This is a genomic window from Streptomyces sp. NPDC041108 (genome assembly GCF_055592645.1).
In genome coordinates this window covers 96,485-112,371 of sequence record NZ_JBVIYK010000011.1, presented here as the reverse complement: position 1 = coordinate 112,371, position 15,887 = coordinate 96,485, and the positions used below count along the sequence as shown (strand labels likewise).

At 72.4% G+C, this 15,887-nt stretch carries 12 protein-coding genes; 4 read left to right on the top strand and 8 right to left on the bottom strand.

From position 1 onward, the window contains the following. Positions 1-114 precede the first annotated feature (114 nt). Together ACZ6BB_RS28305 and ACZ6BB_RS28300 are read right to left on the bottom strand one after the other, a co-directional pair. Positions 115-954, bottom strand: coding sequence for an alpha/beta fold hydrolase (locus ACZ6BB_RS28305; RefSeq protein ID WP_471617967.1), 840 nt, complete (start codon positions 952-954; stop codon positions 115-117). Positions 955-1,015: 61 nt separating this feature from the next. Then, the gene (locus ACZ6BB_RS28300; RefSeq protein WP_471617966.1) at positions 1,016-2,515 is read right to left on the bottom strand and encodes an acyl-CoA synthetase; all 1,500 of its coding nucleotides are present in this window, start codon (positions 2,513-2,515) and stop codon (positions 1,016-1,018) included. 251 nt (positions 2,516-2,766) lie between these two features. On the opposite strand from ACZ6BB_RS28300, the gene ACZ6BB_RS28295 reads away from it, so the two are divergent. Both ACZ6BB_RS28295 and ACZ6BB_RS28290 read left to right on the top strand, forming a co-directional pair. Next, positions 2,767-5,181: a penicillin acylase family protein gene (locus ACZ6BB_RS28295; protein ID WP_471617965.1), complete on the top strand. Its 2,415-nt coding sequence runs from the start codon at positions 2,767-2,769 to the stop codon at positions 5,179-5,181. A 140-nt stretch (positions 5,182-5,321) separates the two neighbouring features. Continuing rightward, complete coding sequence (locus tag ACZ6BB_RS28290) at positions 5,322-6,095, top strand: SAM-dependent methyltransferase (RefSeq protein ID WP_471617964.1); 774 nt, start codon at positions 5,322-5,324, stop codon at positions 6,093-6,095. A 22-nt stretch (positions 6,096-6,117) separates the two neighbouring features. On the opposite strand, the gene ACZ6BB_RS28285 is transcribed toward ACZ6BB_RS28290, so the two are convergent. Further along, the gene (locus ACZ6BB_RS28285) at positions 6,118-7,773 is read right to left on the bottom strand and encodes an acyl-CoA synthetase (RefSeq protein ID WP_471617963.1); all 1,656 of its coding nucleotides are present in this window, start codon (positions 7,771-7,773) and stop codon (positions 6,118-6,120) included. Continuing rightward, positions 7,770-8,882, bottom strand: a complete 1,113-nt coding sequence (locus ACZ6BB_RS28280; RefSeq protein WP_471617962.1) for an NAD(P)H-dependent flavin oxidoreductase — start codon at positions 8,880-8,882, stop codon at positions 7,770-7,772. The genes ACZ6BB_RS28285 and ACZ6BB_RS28280 overlap by 4 nt, the downstream gene beginning before the upstream one ends. A gap of 107 nt (positions 8,883-8,989) precedes the next feature. On the opposite strand from ACZ6BB_RS28280, the gene ACZ6BB_RS28275 reads away from it, so the two are divergent. Next, positions 8,990-10,807: a serine hydrolase domain-containing protein gene (locus tag ACZ6BB_RS28275; RefSeq protein ID WP_471617961.1), complete on the top strand. Its 1,818-nt coding sequence runs from the start codon at positions 8,990-8,992 to the stop codon at positions 10,805-10,807. A gap of 165 nt (positions 10,808-10,972) precedes the next feature. Here ACZ6BB_RS28275 and ACZ6BB_RS28270 read toward each other — a convergent pair whose 3' ends face one another. The 4 genes from ACZ6BB_RS28270 to ACZ6BB_RS28255 form a co-directional block, all read right to left on the bottom strand. After that, positions 10,973-12,598 carry a phytoene desaturase family protein gene (locus tag ACZ6BB_RS28270; protein ID WP_471617960.1) on the bottom strand — a complete coding sequence of 542 codons (1,626 nt, stop codon included), beginning with the start codon at positions 12,596-12,598 and terminating at the stop codon, positions 10,973-10,975. 73 nt (positions 12,599-12,671) lie between these two features. Beyond that, the gene (locus ACZ6BB_RS28265; protein WP_471617959.1) at positions 12,672-13,535 is read right to left on the bottom strand and encodes an oxygenase MpaB family protein; all 864 of its coding nucleotides are present in this window, start codon (positions 13,533-13,535) and stop codon (positions 12,672-12,674) included. Positions 13,536-13,555: 20 nt separating this feature from the next. Further along, a complete protein-coding gene (locus ACZ6BB_RS28260) occupies positions 13,556-14,734 on the bottom strand; it encodes an acyl-CoA dehydrogenase family protein (RefSeq protein WP_471617958.1) in 1,179 nt (392 codons plus the stop codon). A gap of 103 nt (positions 14,735-14,837) precedes the next feature. Beyond that, positions 14,838-15,215, bottom strand: coding sequence for a four-helix bundle copper-binding protein (locus ACZ6BB_RS28255; RefSeq protein WP_471617957.1), 378 nt, complete (start codon positions 15,213-15,215; stop codon positions 14,838-14,840). Between the two features lie 163 nt (positions 15,216-15,378). On the opposite strand from ACZ6BB_RS28255, the gene ACZ6BB_RS28250 reads away from it, so the two are divergent. After that, positions 15,379-15,741, top strand: a complete 363-nt coding sequence (locus tag ACZ6BB_RS28250; protein ID WP_471617956.1) for a DUF6479 family protein — start codon at positions 15,379-15,381, stop codon at positions 15,739-15,741. The last annotated feature ends 146 nt before the right edge of the window (positions 15,742-15,887 follow it).

Genomic DNA, 15,887 nt, shown 5'->3' with positions numbered 1-15,887 from the left:
CCGTCATCTGCCCTCCGACCTGCGCAGACGTTCCCGGCCGGCAAGAACGGGAAGGCCGGGCGGCAGAAGAGGGGCAACTCCCGTCCGGGAGCGGACGTGACGGCGCGCCGGGGGTCACCGCCCGTCGAGGAACGCCGTCACGCGGCTGACGAAGAACTCCGGGTCGTCGAGCCACGGGAAGTGGCCGCCGCCGGGCTGCACCGCGAACCGTGCGTCCGGGAAGAGGCCGGCCGCGCGCCGGGCCAGTTCCGGGGTCGGGCCGGTGTCGAACTCGCCCGCGAGGACGAGGACCGGCGCCCGCAGTCCGGCGAGCGCGGCCCGGGTGGCGGGCGGGTCGTAGGCGCCCGCCGAGCCGTAGACGGCGGACGCCTCGTCGTTCGTCTGTTCCTCCTCGGCGGCCATGTGGGCGCGGGCGGTGTCGTCCCAGCGGCCGTAGAACAACGGCATCATCGCGTCGTCGAAGGGGCCGCGGCCGGTCCAGGCCGCCTCGAAGGCCGCGTACGCCTCGGCGAACCACGGTTCGCCCGCGCGCAGGCGGGCGGCACGGAGGCGGTCCTCGACGGTCACCGGCAGCCCCACCGCCCACGGAGTGGCGGCGATCAGCGCCAGGCGGGAGACCCGCTCGGGGTGGCGGGCCGCGTAGAGCATGGCCAGGTTGCCGCCGGCCGAGTGGGCGAGCAGGTCCACGCGGTCCAGGCCCAGGTGGACGCGGAGTGCCTCCACGTCGTCCACCTGACGGTCGCAGCGGTAGGTCGCCGGATCGGCGGGGGCGGCCGAATCGCCGGTACCCCGCAGGTCGAGCAGGACCAGGCGCCGGTGGGCGGTGAGGCCGCCCAGGTCGCCCAGGTAGGCGGAGGCGCGCATGGCCCCGCCGGGCAGGACGATCAGCGGCTCGCCCTCGCCGCGCTCGTGGCAGGCGAGTTCGGTTCCGTCGGGTGCGGTGAAGGTCGGCATGGTACCGATCTTCGGTGGCGGCCCCCGTACGCCGCAACGCGGTTCACCGGCGAGGCCGCGCTCACCCTTGCGTGAAGCGGTCCCGCAGTTCCCGTTTGAGGATCTTCCCGCTCGCGTTGCGCGGCAGTTCGTCCACGAAGTGGACCGTCTTGGGCGCCTTGAAGTGGGGGAGCCTGGCACGGGCGTGGGCGAGGAGTTCGTCCGCCGTGACCTCTCCCCGGCGTACGACGACCGCCGTGACGGCCTCGATCCAGTGGTCGTCGGGCAGGCCCATCACCGCGACCTCGGCGACCGCGTCGTGGGTGTGGAGCGCATCCTCGACCTGGCGGGACGCGATGAGGACGCCGCCGGAGTTGATGACGTCCTTCACCCGGTCGACGACGGTGAAGTAGCCGTGGGCGTCGCGCACGGCGAGGTCCCCGGAGCGGAACCAGCCGTCACGGAACGCCTCGGCCGTCTCCTGCGGCTTCTCCCAGTAGCCCTCGCAGAGTTGCTGCGACTGGTAGACGATCTCGCCGGGAGTTCCGTCGGGCACCTCCTCGCCGTCCTCGTCGACGACCTTCGCCTCGACGAACATGACGGGACGTCCGCAGGAGTCCATCCGCCCCTTGTGCTCGTGCGGCCCGAGGACCATCGCCAGCGGACCGATCTCGCTCTGCCCGAAGCAGTTGTGGAAGGCCAGCTCGGGCAGCCGTTCCCTGAGCCGTTCCAGGACGGGCACCGGCATGATCGACGCCCCGTAGTACGCCTTGCGCAGGCCGCTGAGGTCACGGGTGTCGAAGTCGGGGCGGTTCGCCAGGGCGATCCACACCGTGGGCGGGGCGAAGAAGCTGTCGGCGCGGCCCTGCTCCACGAGGTCGAGGACGCGGTCGCCGTCGGGCGCGTCGAGGATCGTGTTCGTGGCGCCCACCGCGAGGTACGGCACCAGGAAGACGTGCATCTGCGCGGAGTGGTACAGGGGCAGGGAGTGCACGGGCAGGTCGCCCGCCTGGAGGTCGAGGGCGGCGATCGCGCTGAGGTACTCGTGCACCAGCGCCCGGTGCGTCATCATCGCGCCCTTGGGGAGCGCGGTGGTGCCCGAGGTGTAGAGGAGCTGGACGAGGTCCTCGGCGCGGGGCTCCTCGCCGTCGTACGGCTCGGTGCGGGCGAGCCGGGCCAGGAGCGAGTCGTCCGCGTCGCGCAGGGGCAGGGCGCGGGTGCCCTCGGGGAGGTTCCCGGCGAGGCCGGGGTCGGTGAGGACGAGGGTGCTGCCGGACTGGTCGAGGAGATAGGCGAGGTCGTCGCCGGTGAGGTGCTGGTTGACGGGGACGTGCACCAGGCCGGCGCGGGCGGCGGCCAGGAAGGCGATGAGGTAGGCGTCGGAGTTGTGGCCGTAGGCGGCGACGCGGTCGCCGGGCCGCAGTCCGGTGTCGCGCAGGGCGCGGGCCGCGCGGGAGACAGCGTCGTCCAGTTCGGCGTAGGTCCAGGACCGGTCGCCGTAGTGGATGGCGACGCGGGCGGGCATGCGCCGGGCACTGCGCCGCAGGGTCCCGTCGACCGTCACACTGCGGCCTGCCGTCATGTTGCCCGCTCCTTCGTCCACGTTTCCGACGCCCGATCCTCGTTCCGTCCCACGAGCGAGGTCAAGCGCGCCACCCCCGGGACCGGGCCCCGCGGCCGCGACCGGATCGCGGCGCACATGGCGGGAAGTCGCTCAACTCCGGCCAGGGCGCGGCGAGTCACCTCGGGGGAAGATCCCTCACCCGTATGGACTACGCAGACACGTGTCGACATGCTCAACCATCTCTTTCCACAACGACGTTGGGAGCCCGCATGCGCACCCGCCTCAGACGGTCGGTGGTCTCGGCCGTCGCCCTGTTCGCCGCCTCGGCCGTCCTGCCGTCGGCCGCCGCCGACGACGCCCGGGCCGATGGACACCGCACGTCCCACGGTGGCCTGTCCGCCGTGATCCGCTACACCGAGTACGGCGTTCCGCACATCGTGGCGAAGGACTACGCGAACCTCGGCTTCGGCACCGGCTGGGCGCAGGCCGCCGACCAGGTGTGTGTGCTCGCCGACGGGTTCGTCACCGTGCGCGGGGAGCGCTCCCGCCACTTCGGACCCGACGCGGCACCCGACTTCTCGCTCTCCTCCGCCACCAGGAACCTCACCAGCGACCTGTACTTCCAGGGCGTCCGGGACGCGGGAACCGTACAGCGGCTGCTGGACCGGCCCGAACCGCTCGGCCCGAGCCGCGCGGTCAAGGACCTGATGCGGGGCTGGGCGGCCGGCTACAACGCGTGGCTGAAGAAGAACCGGATCACCGACCCCGCCTGCAGGGGCGCCGCCTGGGTGCGGCCGGTCTCCGCACTCGACGTGTTCTCCCGCGCGTACGCCCTCGCCGTGCTCGGCGGCGAGGGGCGCCTGGTGGATGCGATCACCACCGCGCAGCCGCCCGCCTCCGGCACCGCGGGCACGGGCGCCACGCCGGACGCCGAGGCCGCGGCCCGCGCCGCGCGCGAGCTGTTCGGCGCCGCGAACGCGGACATGGGGTCGAACGCCGTCGCCTTCGGCGGTGACACCACGGCGAACGGCCGCGGTCTGCTGCTGGGCAACCCGCACTATCCCTGGGCCGGCGGGCGCCGCTTCTGGCAGGCGCAGCAGACGATCCCCGGGGAACTGAACGTCTCGGGAGGGTCGCTGCTCGGCTCGCCGATCACCCAGATCGGCTTCAACGCGAAGGTCGCCTGGAGTCACACCGTGGCGACCGGCGTCCCCATGAACCTCCATCAGCTGACGCTGGACCCGGCCGACCCGACCACGTACCTCGTCGACGGTGACGCGGAGCGGATGACGAGGCGGACCGTGACTGTCGGCGTGAAGGACGGCTCCCCCGTCACCCGCACCCAGTGGTGGACCCGGTACGGTCCGGTCGTCACCTCGCTCGGCGCCGACCTCCCGCTGCCGTGGACGGCCGGCACCGCGTACGCCCTGAACGATCCCAACACGGCGAACATCCGCTTCACCGACACCTCACTGGGCTTCGCCCGGGCGGACGGCACGGCGGACGTGCTCACGTCCCTCGCCCGGCACCAGGGCCTGCCGTGGGTGAACACCGTGGCCGCGGACTCCGCCGGGCACACCCTGTTCACCCAGTCGCAGACGCTGCCCCGGATCACCGACGAGCTGGCGGCCCGCTGCTCGACCCCCCTGGGCAGGGCCACGTATCCGTCGGCGGGCGTGGCGATCCTGGACGGCTCCCGCGCCGACTGCGCGCTCGGCAGCGACGCCGACGCCGTGCAGCCGGGGATCTTCGGGCCCGCGAGGATGCCGACGCTGAAGGACGCGCCGTACGCGGAGAACTCCAACGACAGCGCGTGGCTGGCCAACGCGGACCGGCCGCTGACCGGGTACGAGCGGGTCTTCGGCAACGTCGGGACGCAGCGCTCGATGCGGACGCGCGGCGCGGTCGAGGACGTGGCGGCGATGGCCGCCAAGGGCGGTCTGACCGTACGGGACCTGCAGCGGCAGCAGTTCGCGAACCGGGTGCCCGCCGCCGACCTCGCGGTCGAGGACGTGGCGCGGGCGTGTGCCGCGCTGCCGGGCGGCACGGCGACGGCCGGTGACGGCACGGTCGTCGACGTGTCCGAGGCGTGCGGTGTGTTCCGGTCCTGGGACCGGACCGCGGACAGCGACAGTGCCGGTGCGCTGCTCTTCGACCGGTTCTGGCGGCGGCTGAACTCGGTGGTGCCGCGTGCGCAGTTCTGGAAGGTGCCCTTCTCGGCGGCCGACCCGGTCGGCACCCCGAACACCCTCAACACGGACGCGCCCGGCTTCGCCACGGCCCTGGCCGACACGGTGCGGGATCTGCGGGCGGCGGGCGTGGCGCCGGCCGCGAAGCTCGGCGACCACCAGTTCGTCGTACGCGGCGGCCGGCGGATCCCGGTGTCGGGCGGTACGGAGTCGCTGGGCGTGTGGAACAAGATCGAGTCGCCGTGGGACTCCGCCGAGGGCGTCTACTCGGAGGTCTCGTCGGGTTCCAGCCACATTCAGGCGGTCGGCTGGGACGGCGGCCGCTGCCCCGTGGCCCGCACGCTGCTGACGTACTCGCAGTCCTCCAACCCGAATTCGCCCCACCACCTGGACCAGACGCGGCTGTTCTCCGCGGAGAAGTGGGTGACGTCCCGCTTCTGCGAGAAGGACATCCTGTCCTCGCCGAAACTGAAGGTGGTCCGTGTGAGCCAATGAGCCGCGGGATGTGGTGCCGCCCCCGGTCGGGGCGGCACCATTCCTGGGACAGCACCATGCCTTTGGCATATCACCGCACTCACCGAGGAGGCCGCCCGGTGCCGCAGGACTCGTTACGTCCCGAGACGGATCCGACCGCCATGATCGACACGACGGTGCCGCACTCGGCCCGCATCTGGAACTACTGGCTGGGCGGCAAGGACAACTATCCCGTCGACCACGCGGCGGGCGACGCCTTCCGCGCGGTCTTCCCCGGCATCACCGACCTGGCCCGCGACTCCCGGGCCTTCCTCGGCCGCGCGGTCACCCATCTCGCCGCCGAGGCGGGCATCCGGCAGTTCCTGGACATCGGCACCGGGCTGCCGACCGCCGACAACACGCACGAGATCGCCCAGCGGGTGGCGCCGGACGCGCGGATCGTCTACGTGGACAACGACCCGCTGGTGCTGACCCACGCGCGGGCGCTGCTCACCAGCACACCGGAGGGTGTGACCGACTACATCGACTCCGATCTGCGCGACCCGCACACCGTGCTGCGAGAGGCGGCCAGGACCCTGGATCTCTCCCAGCCGGTCGGGCTGACGATGATGCAGGTCAGCGGGCACATAGTCGACTACGACGAGGCACGCTCCATCGTCGGCGCCCTGATGGCCGCCCTCCCGCCGGGCAGTCACCTCGCCTTCAACGACAGCGTGGACACCCACGAGGCCAACGCCGAGGCCACCCGCCGCTACAACGAGAGCGGCGCGGCCCCCTACCATCTGCGCAGCCCCGCCGAACTCGCCGGTTTCTTCGACGGTCTGGAACTGCTCGCCCCGGGCGTGGTGCCGCTGAACGACTGGCGGCCGGACCCCGCGGCGGCCCGCGGATCCGGCGAGGTGATCGCGGTGGGCGGGGTCGCGCGCAAGCCCTGAGTACCGCGCGCGGCCCCGGTCCTCAGACGGCCTTCTGCCGCCCCTCCCAGTACGGCTCGCGCAGCCGCCGTTTGTAGAGCTTGCCGTTGGGGTCGCGAGGCATCGCCTCGGTGAAGTCGACGCTCTTCGGGCGCTTGTACCCGGCGAGCCGACGGGCGCAGTGGGCGAGGATCTCCTCCGCGAGCGCCGGCCCCGGGGTGAATCCGGGGGCGGGCTCGACCACGGCCTTGACCTCCTCGCCCCAGTCGTCGTGCGGAATGCCGAAGGCGGCGGCGTCGGCGACGGCGGGATGGGTGAGCAGGGCGGCCTCGATCTCGGCGGGGTAGATGTTGACGCCGCCGGAGATGATGAGGTCGATCTTGCGGTCGCGGAGGAAGAGATAGCCGTCCTCGTCGATGAGGCCGAGGTCGCCCACCGTGAAGAAGTCTCCGATGCGGTTCTTGCGGGTCTTGCCCTCGTCCTTGTGGTACGAGAAACCGCCGGTGCTCATCTTCATGTAGACGGTGCCGAGCTCACCCGGGGGCAGCCTGTTGCCGTCGTCGTCGAAGACGGCGAGTTCGCTGATGGGCCAGGCCTTGCCGACCGTGCCGGGCTTCTTCAGCCAGTCCTCGGCGGTGGCGAAGGCGCCACCGCCCTCGCTGGCCGCGTAGTACTCCTCCACGCAGGCGCCCCACCACTCGATCATGGCCCTCTTCACATGGTCCGGGCAGGGCGCGGCCCCGTGGATGGCGTGCCGCATGGACGACACGTCGTAGCGGGCGCGCACCTCCTCGGGAAGGGCGAGGAGCCGGTGGAACTGGGTGGGCACCATGTGGGTGTGCGTGCAGCGGTGGGCGTCGATGACGCGGAGCATCTCCTCGGGCGCCCACCTGTCCATCAGCACCAGCCGGTGCCCGATGTGCAGGGACGCGCCGGCGAACTGCAGGACGGCCGTGTGGTAGAGGGGCGAGCAGACCAGATGGACGTTGTCGTCGAACGGCCTGATGCCGAAGATGCCGAGGAAGCCGCCGAGGTAGGACTCCTCGGGGAGCTTGCCGGGCAGCGGGCGGCGGATCCCGCGCGGGCGGCCGGTGGTGCCGGAGGTGTAGTTCATGACCCAGCCGAGGGTACGGTCGCCGGGCACCGACTCGGGCCTGCCGTCGAGGAGTTCGGCGTACGGGCGGAAGCCCTCGGCCGGGCCGACCGCGTACCGGTGGCTCGCGGGGAGCTTCGCCTCGTCGGCGGCGTCGCGGGCGGCCTCGGCGAAGCGTTCGTGCGCGATGAGCACCTTGGCGCCCGAGTCGGACACGATCCAGGCGATCTCGGGACCCACCAGGTGGTGGTTGACGGGGACCAGGTAGAAGCCGGCCTGGGTCGCGGCGAGGTAGGCGGTGAGGAACTCGACGCCGTTGGGCAGGACGACCGCGAAGGCGTCGCCGCGCTCCAGCCCGGCCGCCCGCAGCCCGTGCACGAGGCGGTTGGTCTCGGCGTGCAGGCGTCCGGCGGTCCACTCCTGCCCGTCGGGCGCGACGAGCACCGCGCGGTCGGGGTCGGCGGCGGCCTGCGCCCAGAAGCCCTGGGGAGGCTGGGCCCGGGGGGCTCCGTTCCGGGCGGTCCCCGCTTGCGGGGCTCGGTCCGGGGCCCCACGGTCCTCGGACGGTCGGTCCTCGGACGGTCGGTCCTGAGAGGTTCGGCTCACTGTCCCCCGCTCCTTCCGGCGATCCGGTTGATGTGGTCCACGGCCCGCTCGAAACCCCGGGTGAGGTCGTCGAAGACGGCCTGGACGCTGCGTTCGCTGTTCATGCGGCCGACGATCTGCCCGACCGGCGTGCCGAGCAGCGGCTCCACCTCGTACTTCTGGATGCGGGAGACCGCCTCTGCGACGAGCAGCCCCTGGAGGGGCATGGGGAGGGTGCCGGGTCCGGTGGGGTCGTCCCAGGCGTCGGTCCATTCGGTGCGCAGCTGACGCGCGGGTTTGCCGGTGAGGGCGCGGGAGCGGACGGTGTCGCCGGAGCCGGCGGCGAGCAGCTTCTCGATCAGCCGGGGCGAGGGCAGTTCGGCCTCGGTGGTGGTCAGCCACAGCGAGCCGAGCCAGACGCCCTGGGCGCCGAGCGCGAGGGCGGCGGCCACCTGCTGACCGCTGCCGATGCCTCCGGCGGCGAGGACGGGCAACGGGGCCACCGCGTCGACCACTTCGGGGGTGAGGACCATGGAGCCGATCTCACCGGTGTGGCCGCCGGCCTCGTAGCCCTGCGCCACGACGATGTCGATGCCCGCCTCGGCGTGCTTGCGGGCGTGTCGGGCGCTGCCGGCGAGGGCGGCGACGAGGACGTCCCGCTCGTGGGCGCGGTCGATGACGTCGGCGGGCGGTGAGCCGAGTGCGTTGGCCAGCAGCTTGATCGGGTAGTCGAAGGCGACGTCGAGCTGGCTGCGGGCGACCTGCTCCATCCAGCCGGTGATGCGCCAGCCGGACGCCTCGCCCTCGGCCAGCTCGGGCACGCCGTACTTGGCGAGGGTGTCCTGGACGAACTGCCGGTGCGATGCGGGGATCATGGCCTCGACCTCGGCCTCCGTCACCCCCTCGACCTTCTTGGCCGGCATGACGACGTCCAGGCCGTACGGCATGCCGTCGACGTGGGCCTCGATCCAGTCGAGGTCCCGCTTGAGTTCGTCGGGGGCCGTGTAGCGGACCGCGCCCAGCACCCCGAAGCCGCCTGCCCGGCTGATGGCCGCCGCGACCGCGGGGAACGGCGTGAAGCCGAAGACGGCGTACTGGACTCCGAGTGTGTTGCTCAGCTCCGTCTGCATGGTGCGCAGGATGCCGTAGTCCTCCGGACGAGGGAAGAGGTTTTCTGATGCACCGTCAGATTTTGTGGGTCTCGCGCCTCTGGAAGACGAGTGCTTGACTGGGTGTCATGAGTGAAGGCATGGGGGGCTCGGGGTCCGGGTGGAGCCGGCGGCAGCTCGGACGCCGGGTGCTGGCGGTCGGTGGGGGGTTCGCCGCGCTGCCCTTTCCCGCCGGGCCGGCCGTCGCCGCCCCCTCCTCCGGGGGCGGCCGTCCGACGCTGCGGCACGGTTCGCCCGCGCGGGCCGGGCTTCTGCCCGAGCCACTGGAGCGGCTCGTCACCGATGCCGAGTCGTTCCTCGAGCCCTCGCCCCGGCACCCCTGGTACGCGGGCGCCGTTCTGCTCGCCGGACGGGGCGGAACCGTCGCGCTGCACCGGGCGATCGGGATGGCGGTGCGGTACGCGGCGTACGACGAGAAGACCGACACGGGGGTGGAGTTCCCGGCGGAACAGCGGATCCCGATGGCACGGGACACCATCTTCGACCTCGCCTCCGTCTCGAAGCTGTTCACGTCGATCCTCGCGGTGCAGCAGATCGAGCGGGGCGCGCTGGCGCTGGAGGGGAAGGTCTCCTCGTACCTGCCCGAGTTCGGGGCCGCGGGCAAACAGGACATCACCCTCCGTCAACTGCTCACGCACACCTCCGGATTCCGCTCCTGGCTCCCCCTCTACAAGGAGCCGACGTACGAGGGAAAGCTCCGGCTCGTGTGGAACGAGGCGCCGCTGAACCCGCCCGGCTCGACGTATCTGTACTCGGACCTGAACCTGATCTCGCTGCAGCTCGTCCTGGAGAAGATCACCGGTCACGGTCTGGATCGGCTGCTCCGGAAGGAGATCACCGCTCCACTCGGGATGGACCGTACGCGTTTCAATCCGCCGGCCTCCTGGAGGCCGCGCATCGCGGCGACCGAGGACGCCCGTCTCCCCTGGTCGGGCCTGGACCGGGGGCTGGTGTGGGGAGAGGTGCACGACGAGAACGCCTTCGGCCTCGGCGGGGTCGCGGGCCACGCCGGCGTCTTCTCGTGCGCCTGGGACCTGGCCGTCCTCTGCCGCACGCTGCTCAACGGGGGTGTGTACGGCACGACCCGCATCCTGACCCCCGCGTCGGTGGAGCTGATGTTCACCGACTTCAACACCTCGTTCCCCGGCGACGAGCACGGGCTGGGCTTCGAGCTCTACCAGCACTGGTACATGGGTGCGATGGCCACCCCGCGCACGGCGGGACACACCGGCTTCACCGGCACCTCCCTCGTCCTGGACCCGAGCACCGACTCCTTCCTCGTGGTGCTCGGCAACTCCGTCCACCCGGTGCGCGGCTGGCGGTCCGGATCCGCACCCCGGGTCGCCGCGGCGAACAACCTCGCCCGGGCCGTTCCCGTACGCCCCGCCCGGGGCCGCACGTCCTGGTTCTCCGGGATGGCGTCCGCCGCCACGGCGACGCTGGCGCTCCCGCCGCTCGACACCGCCGCAGCCGGCGTCACGGGCTCCGCAACCGGCGCCGGGCGACCCCGCCTGCGCTGCGCCCTGTGGTGGGACACCGAGCCGCAGGCCGACGCCCTCTTCCTGGAGACCTCCACCGACGGCGGCGGCACCTGGCGGCCGGCGGCCTTCACGACCGTACGGGGCGAAGGCGTCCCCGAGGAGCATCCATCCGGCTCGGTGACGGGGTGGTCGGGCCGGGCCTGGCACCGGGTCACCGCGCGGTTGCCGGACGCCGAGGGGCTCACCGTGCGCTGGCGGTACACGACCGACCGGCAGTACGTCGGCCGTGGGGTGTACGTCGACGGGCTGCGGGTCACGGCGGGCGGCCGGGCCCTGTTCGACGAGTCGCGGCCGGCGGACGCGGAGCGGATCGCGGCGGTGGGCTGGACGGCTGCCGCCGGCTAGGGCCCTGGCGCGACGGGCGGGCGGCGGCCCTGCTGATCGCGGGCAATCAGCAGGGCGCTTCCCCCGTGGGCGGTCCCCCGAGCCGCTCCCACCACCGATTCCACCGCGGATCGCATTGTTCGGCAGGGGTGTCGCGGCCACCGGACAATGCCCGGACGTGTCCGCCTACGGCCGGCGCGGGCCGTCCGCCCCGGACTCCTCCAGAACCGCCATGGCCGCGTTGTGACCGGGGACCCCGCTCACCCCGCCGCCCCGCACGGCACCCGCCCCGCACAGCAGGACGTTGGCGTGGCGGGTCTCGACGCCCCAACGGCCGGTGCCCTCCTGGGTGTGGGGCCAGGCGAGATCGCGGTGGAAGATGTTGCCGCCGGGGAGGCCGAGGTCGCGTTCGAGGTCGAGAGGGGTCCGGGCCTCGATGCAGGGGCGGCCGTCGGCGTCGGTCGCCAGGCAGTCGGCGAGGGGTTCGGCGAGGTGGGCGTCCAGCTGGGCAAGCGTGGCCTTGAGGAGGTCCTCGCGGACGGCGTCGTTGTCGGCCTCGAACAGCCGCGCGGGTGTGTGCAGGCCGAACAGGGTGAGCGTCTGGTAGCCCTGTTCGACCAGGTCCGGGCCGAGGATGGTCGGGTCGGTGAGGGAGTGGCAGTAGATCTCGGAGGGCGGGGCCTCGGGGAGCGTGCCGGAGGCGGCCTGGGCGTGGGCGACGGCCAGTTGGTCGTATCCCTCGGCGATGTGGAAGGTGCCGGAGAAGGCCTCGCGCGGGTCGACGGACCGGTCCCGGAGCCTCGGCAGCCGCTTGAGCAGCATGTTCACCTTCAGCTGGGCGCCCTCGGCGGGCGTGGGCGGTTCGTCGCCGGTCAGCGCGGCCAGTTCCTGGGGCGAGGCGTTCACCAGGACGTGCCGGGCGGCGACGGTGCCTTCCGTGTCGGCGCTCCGGTAGGTGATCTCGGCGGACCGTCCGTCCGTCGCGATGCGGCGTGCCTCGTGGCCGGTGGCGATCACGGCGCCCGCGGCGCGCGCGGCCGCCGCCAGCGCGTCCGTGAGCGCGCCCATGCCGCCGACGGGCACGTCCCAGGCGCCCGTACCGCCGCCGATCACGTGGTAGAGGAAACAGCGGTTCTGCCGGAGGGAGGAGTCGTGGGCGTCCGCGAACGTACCGATGAGCGCGTCGGTGAGGACGACACCGCGCACGAGGTCGTCGGCGAACCGCGCTTCGACGGCCACGCCGATCGGCTCCTCGAACAGGACCCGCCACGCCTCCTCGTCGTCGATACGCCCGCGCAGGTCGTCGCGGGTGGGCAGGGGCTCGGTGAGCGTCGGGAACACCCGTTCGGCGACGTGGCCGGTCATCGCGTAGAAGCGCTGCCATGCCTCGTACTCGCGGCCCGAGCCGGTCAGCCGCGCGAACGCCTCGCGGGTGCGGCGCTCTCCGCCGCCGACCAGGAGGCCGGTGGAGTGACCGTCGCGTTCGACGGGGGTGTACGACGAGATCGTGCGGCCACGGACGCGGAAGTCGAGGTCCAGGTCCCGCACGATCTTCCGGGGCAGCAGGCTGACCAGGTAGGAGTACCGCGACAGCCGGGCGTCCACCCCCGCGAAGGGCCGTGTGGACACGGCGGCGCCGCCGGTGTGGTCCAGCCGTTCCAGCACGAGCACGGAACGCCCGGCACGGGCCAGGTAGGCGGCGGCGACCAGTCCGTTGTGACCGCCTCCGACGATCACCGCGTCGTACGCGTCGTGCGGCCGGGGTCCGTCGGGGCGGTCGGGGTGCGCAGGGTGTGCGGGGGTGGCAGCCATGGCTCTTGGTAACACGCGATGATCGGGATCGGCCAGGGGGACGTGCCGGGCGGGCCGGGTCCCGTACGACGGCCTACCTCCTGGCTTTGTGCGGTTCCGGGCGGGAGCCGGGGCCGAGCCGTGCCATGGCGCGAAGGACGTGCTGGGGCGGGAGCTGCCAGCGCAGACGGGCGGGGACGCGGCGCAGCAGGGTGCCCGTGCGGCGCAGGCGGCGGGTGACCACGGCCGGCGCGGGGGCCGCCCTGCCGTACAGCTCGTGGGCGTACGGCGGCAGAGAGGCGTACGCGAGGTCCGCCACGCGCCGCCACAGCGCCTCACGTGCCGGGACGAGCAGCGGGTGGGTGGGCGGCCGGCGCAGGAAGTCGTCGACGTCCCGCGCCTCGGGTCCGGCGGCCAGTTCGGGGCGCACCTTCTCGAAGTAGACCGCCAGCTCCGCCCGGTTCCCGGGGACGCCGTCGGGGTCGAGCCCCACCAGGCGGGCGCTGACCCGGTGTTCGCCGACATAACGGTCGGCGGCCGCCTCGGTGAGGGGGTAGCCCGAGCGGCGCAGGATGTGCAGGTAGGAGTCGATCTCGGCGCAGTGCACCCACAGCAGCAGACCGGGTTCGTCGACGGCGTACCGCTCCCCCGTGTCCGGGTCGGTCGCCGTGAGCAGGCGGTGGATCTTCCGGACGCGGGCGCCGGCCCGCTCGGCCGCCTCCGTGGTGCCGTACGTCGCCGTGCCGACGAAGCTCGCCGTACGTATCAGCCGGCCCCAGGCGTCCCTGCGGAAGTCGGAGTTCTGCATGACACCGCGCATCGCGCGCGGGTGCAGTGCCTGGAGGTAGAGCGCGCGGATCCCGGCGATCCACATGACGGGGTCGCCGTGGGCCTGCCAGGTCACGGAGGCGGGGCCGAACAGGCCGGGGTCGGCCGCAGGGGGGCGAAGGGAGTCCACGCCGTCATGACCAAGTACAGCTAGCGCCGCACTCTGGGCATTCCGAGGCCGATCCACGAGATGATCTCGCGCTGGATCTCGTTGTTGCCGCCGCCGAAGGTGAAGATGACGGCCGAGCGGTAGCCGCGTTCGAGTTCGCCGTGCAGGACGGTGCCCGCGGAACCCTCCTTGAGGGCGCCGGCGGCGGCGACGATCTCCATGAGCCAGGCGTAGGCGTCGCGGCGGGCCTCGGAGCCGTAGACCTTGACGGCGGAGGCGTCCTGCGGGGTGAGGGTGCCTTCCTGCAGGGCGCTGACCATGCGCCAGTTGAGGAGTTTGAGGGCGTCGAGCCGGGTGTGGGTCTGGGCGAGGCGGCGGCGGACCCAGGGCAGGTCGATGACGCGGCGGCCGTCGGCGAGCTTGGTCTCCATGGCCCAGCGCTGGACGTTGTGCAGCGAGCGGATGGCCATGGTGCCGTGGGCGGCGAGGGTGACGCGCTCGTGGTTGAGCTGGTTGGTGATCAGCCGCCAGCCCTTGTTCTCCTCGCCGACGCGCCGGGAGACGGGGACTCGGATGTTCTCGTAGTAGCTGGCGGTGGTGTCGTGCGAGGCGAGGGTGTTGATGAGGGTGCAGGAGTAGCCGGGTTCCGTGGTCGGGACGAGGAGCATCGTGATGCCCTTGTGGGGCGGGGCGTCGGGGTCGGTGCGCACCGCGAGCCACACCCAGTCGGCCGTGTCGCCGTTGGTCGTCCAGATCTTCTGCCCGTTGACGACGTAGTGGTCGCCGTCGCGGACCGCGCGGGTCCTCAGCGAGGCCAGGTCCGTGCCGGCGTCGGGTTCGCTGTAGCCGATGGCGAAGTCCAGCTCGCCGGACAGGATCCGCGGCAGGAAGTACGCCTTCTGCTCCTCGGTGCCGAACTGCATGATCGTCGGGCCGACCGTGTTGAGCGCCATCAGCGGAAGCGGGACGCCCGCCTGGGCGGCCTCGTCGAAGAAGATGAACTGTTCGATCGCTGTCAGGCCGCGTCCGCCGTACTCCTTCGGCCAGCCCACGCCGAGCCAGGCGTCGGCGCCGAGCCGGCGGATGGTCGCGCGGTAGAAGCGCTTCTGCGCGGCCGGGTCGGCATGGCGGGTGTAGGCGCCCTCCGGCACCAACTCGGCGAAGTAGGCGCGCAGTTCGGTGCGCAGCCGCTGCTGCTCGGGCGTGTATTCGAGGTGCACGGCGCCTCCAGGCTCCCCAGGGCGGACCTGACGGCGCACACGCTAGAACGCGTTCCAGTAATTGGGAACAGCGGGAGCGGGGGCCTTTTCCGGCGCCCGGGGCTCAGCGGAGGGTGGCCAGGAAGTCCGTGCAGGCCTGGGCGCACTCGCGGCAGGCCTTGGCACCGTCCTGGGCGCCGGGGGATTCGTCGAAGGCGCGCGCGCACTCCAGGGCGACGGTGCGGCACCATTCCACCTGGAGGCGGATGGCCGCCTCGTCGAGGTTGGCCTCCTCGGAGAGCGCCCTGCACGTGGCGTCGCACACCTCCGCGCACATGATGCCCTTGCGGCGCGTCTTCTCCTCGGCCTCGGGCCCGTCGGGGTCGACGAGGCTAGCTCGCAGGGCACACTCCCGCGCACACTCGGTGCACGCCTGCGCACAGGCGAAGCGGTCTTCCAGGAATTTGATGAGTTCCTGCTGGGATGTCGTCGTCGTGGTCACCCCGGGCGGGTAGCCGGTGCCCCTCGCACCAAACACGGCCCGCCGGGATCCGCCCGGGACGCGGTTCGAGGGGTTCCGTTTCCGGGCGTCCGGACCGGGCACCCGGGCACGAGCCGTTCGAAGCGGGCCGGTTCACTCGACATATTGGGGGTATTCATCCCATATGAACATGGAATGGACTGATATAGCCGCAGAGCGAAGCGTACTGGCCGGTGTCGCCCCGTTCGTGGCAGGCCTCGTGGTGGTCGCCATGCTCATCGGTGCCCTGTGGCTGGGCGCCCGCGTACGCGCTCGCGAGCCGCGCCGACCGCGCCCCGACGAGCAGCCCCGGCTTCCCGAGGGCGGCCCTGTCCGTGAGGAGCAGTTGAACCGCGAACCGGACGAGATCCCCCTGAGCGACCGTCGACTGACCCCCTACGAGGTGCACGGCAACCAGGGGACCCGGCCGAGCGCGGACAAGAAACGGCCGCGCTGGAGCGGGAAGAGCAGCGGCGGTTTCGGCAGCGGCGGCCTGGGCGCGCACTGACGAGTGGCGCCGAAGGCGTCAGGGACGACCGAAGGCGTCAGGGGCGGGGGGGGGTATAGGACTGTTGGACCCCACCCCCCCCCGCCGTCCCCCCCGAGTAAGAAACAAGTTAGGAGGACGGTCCCCCCGACAAAACTTTGTCCTTC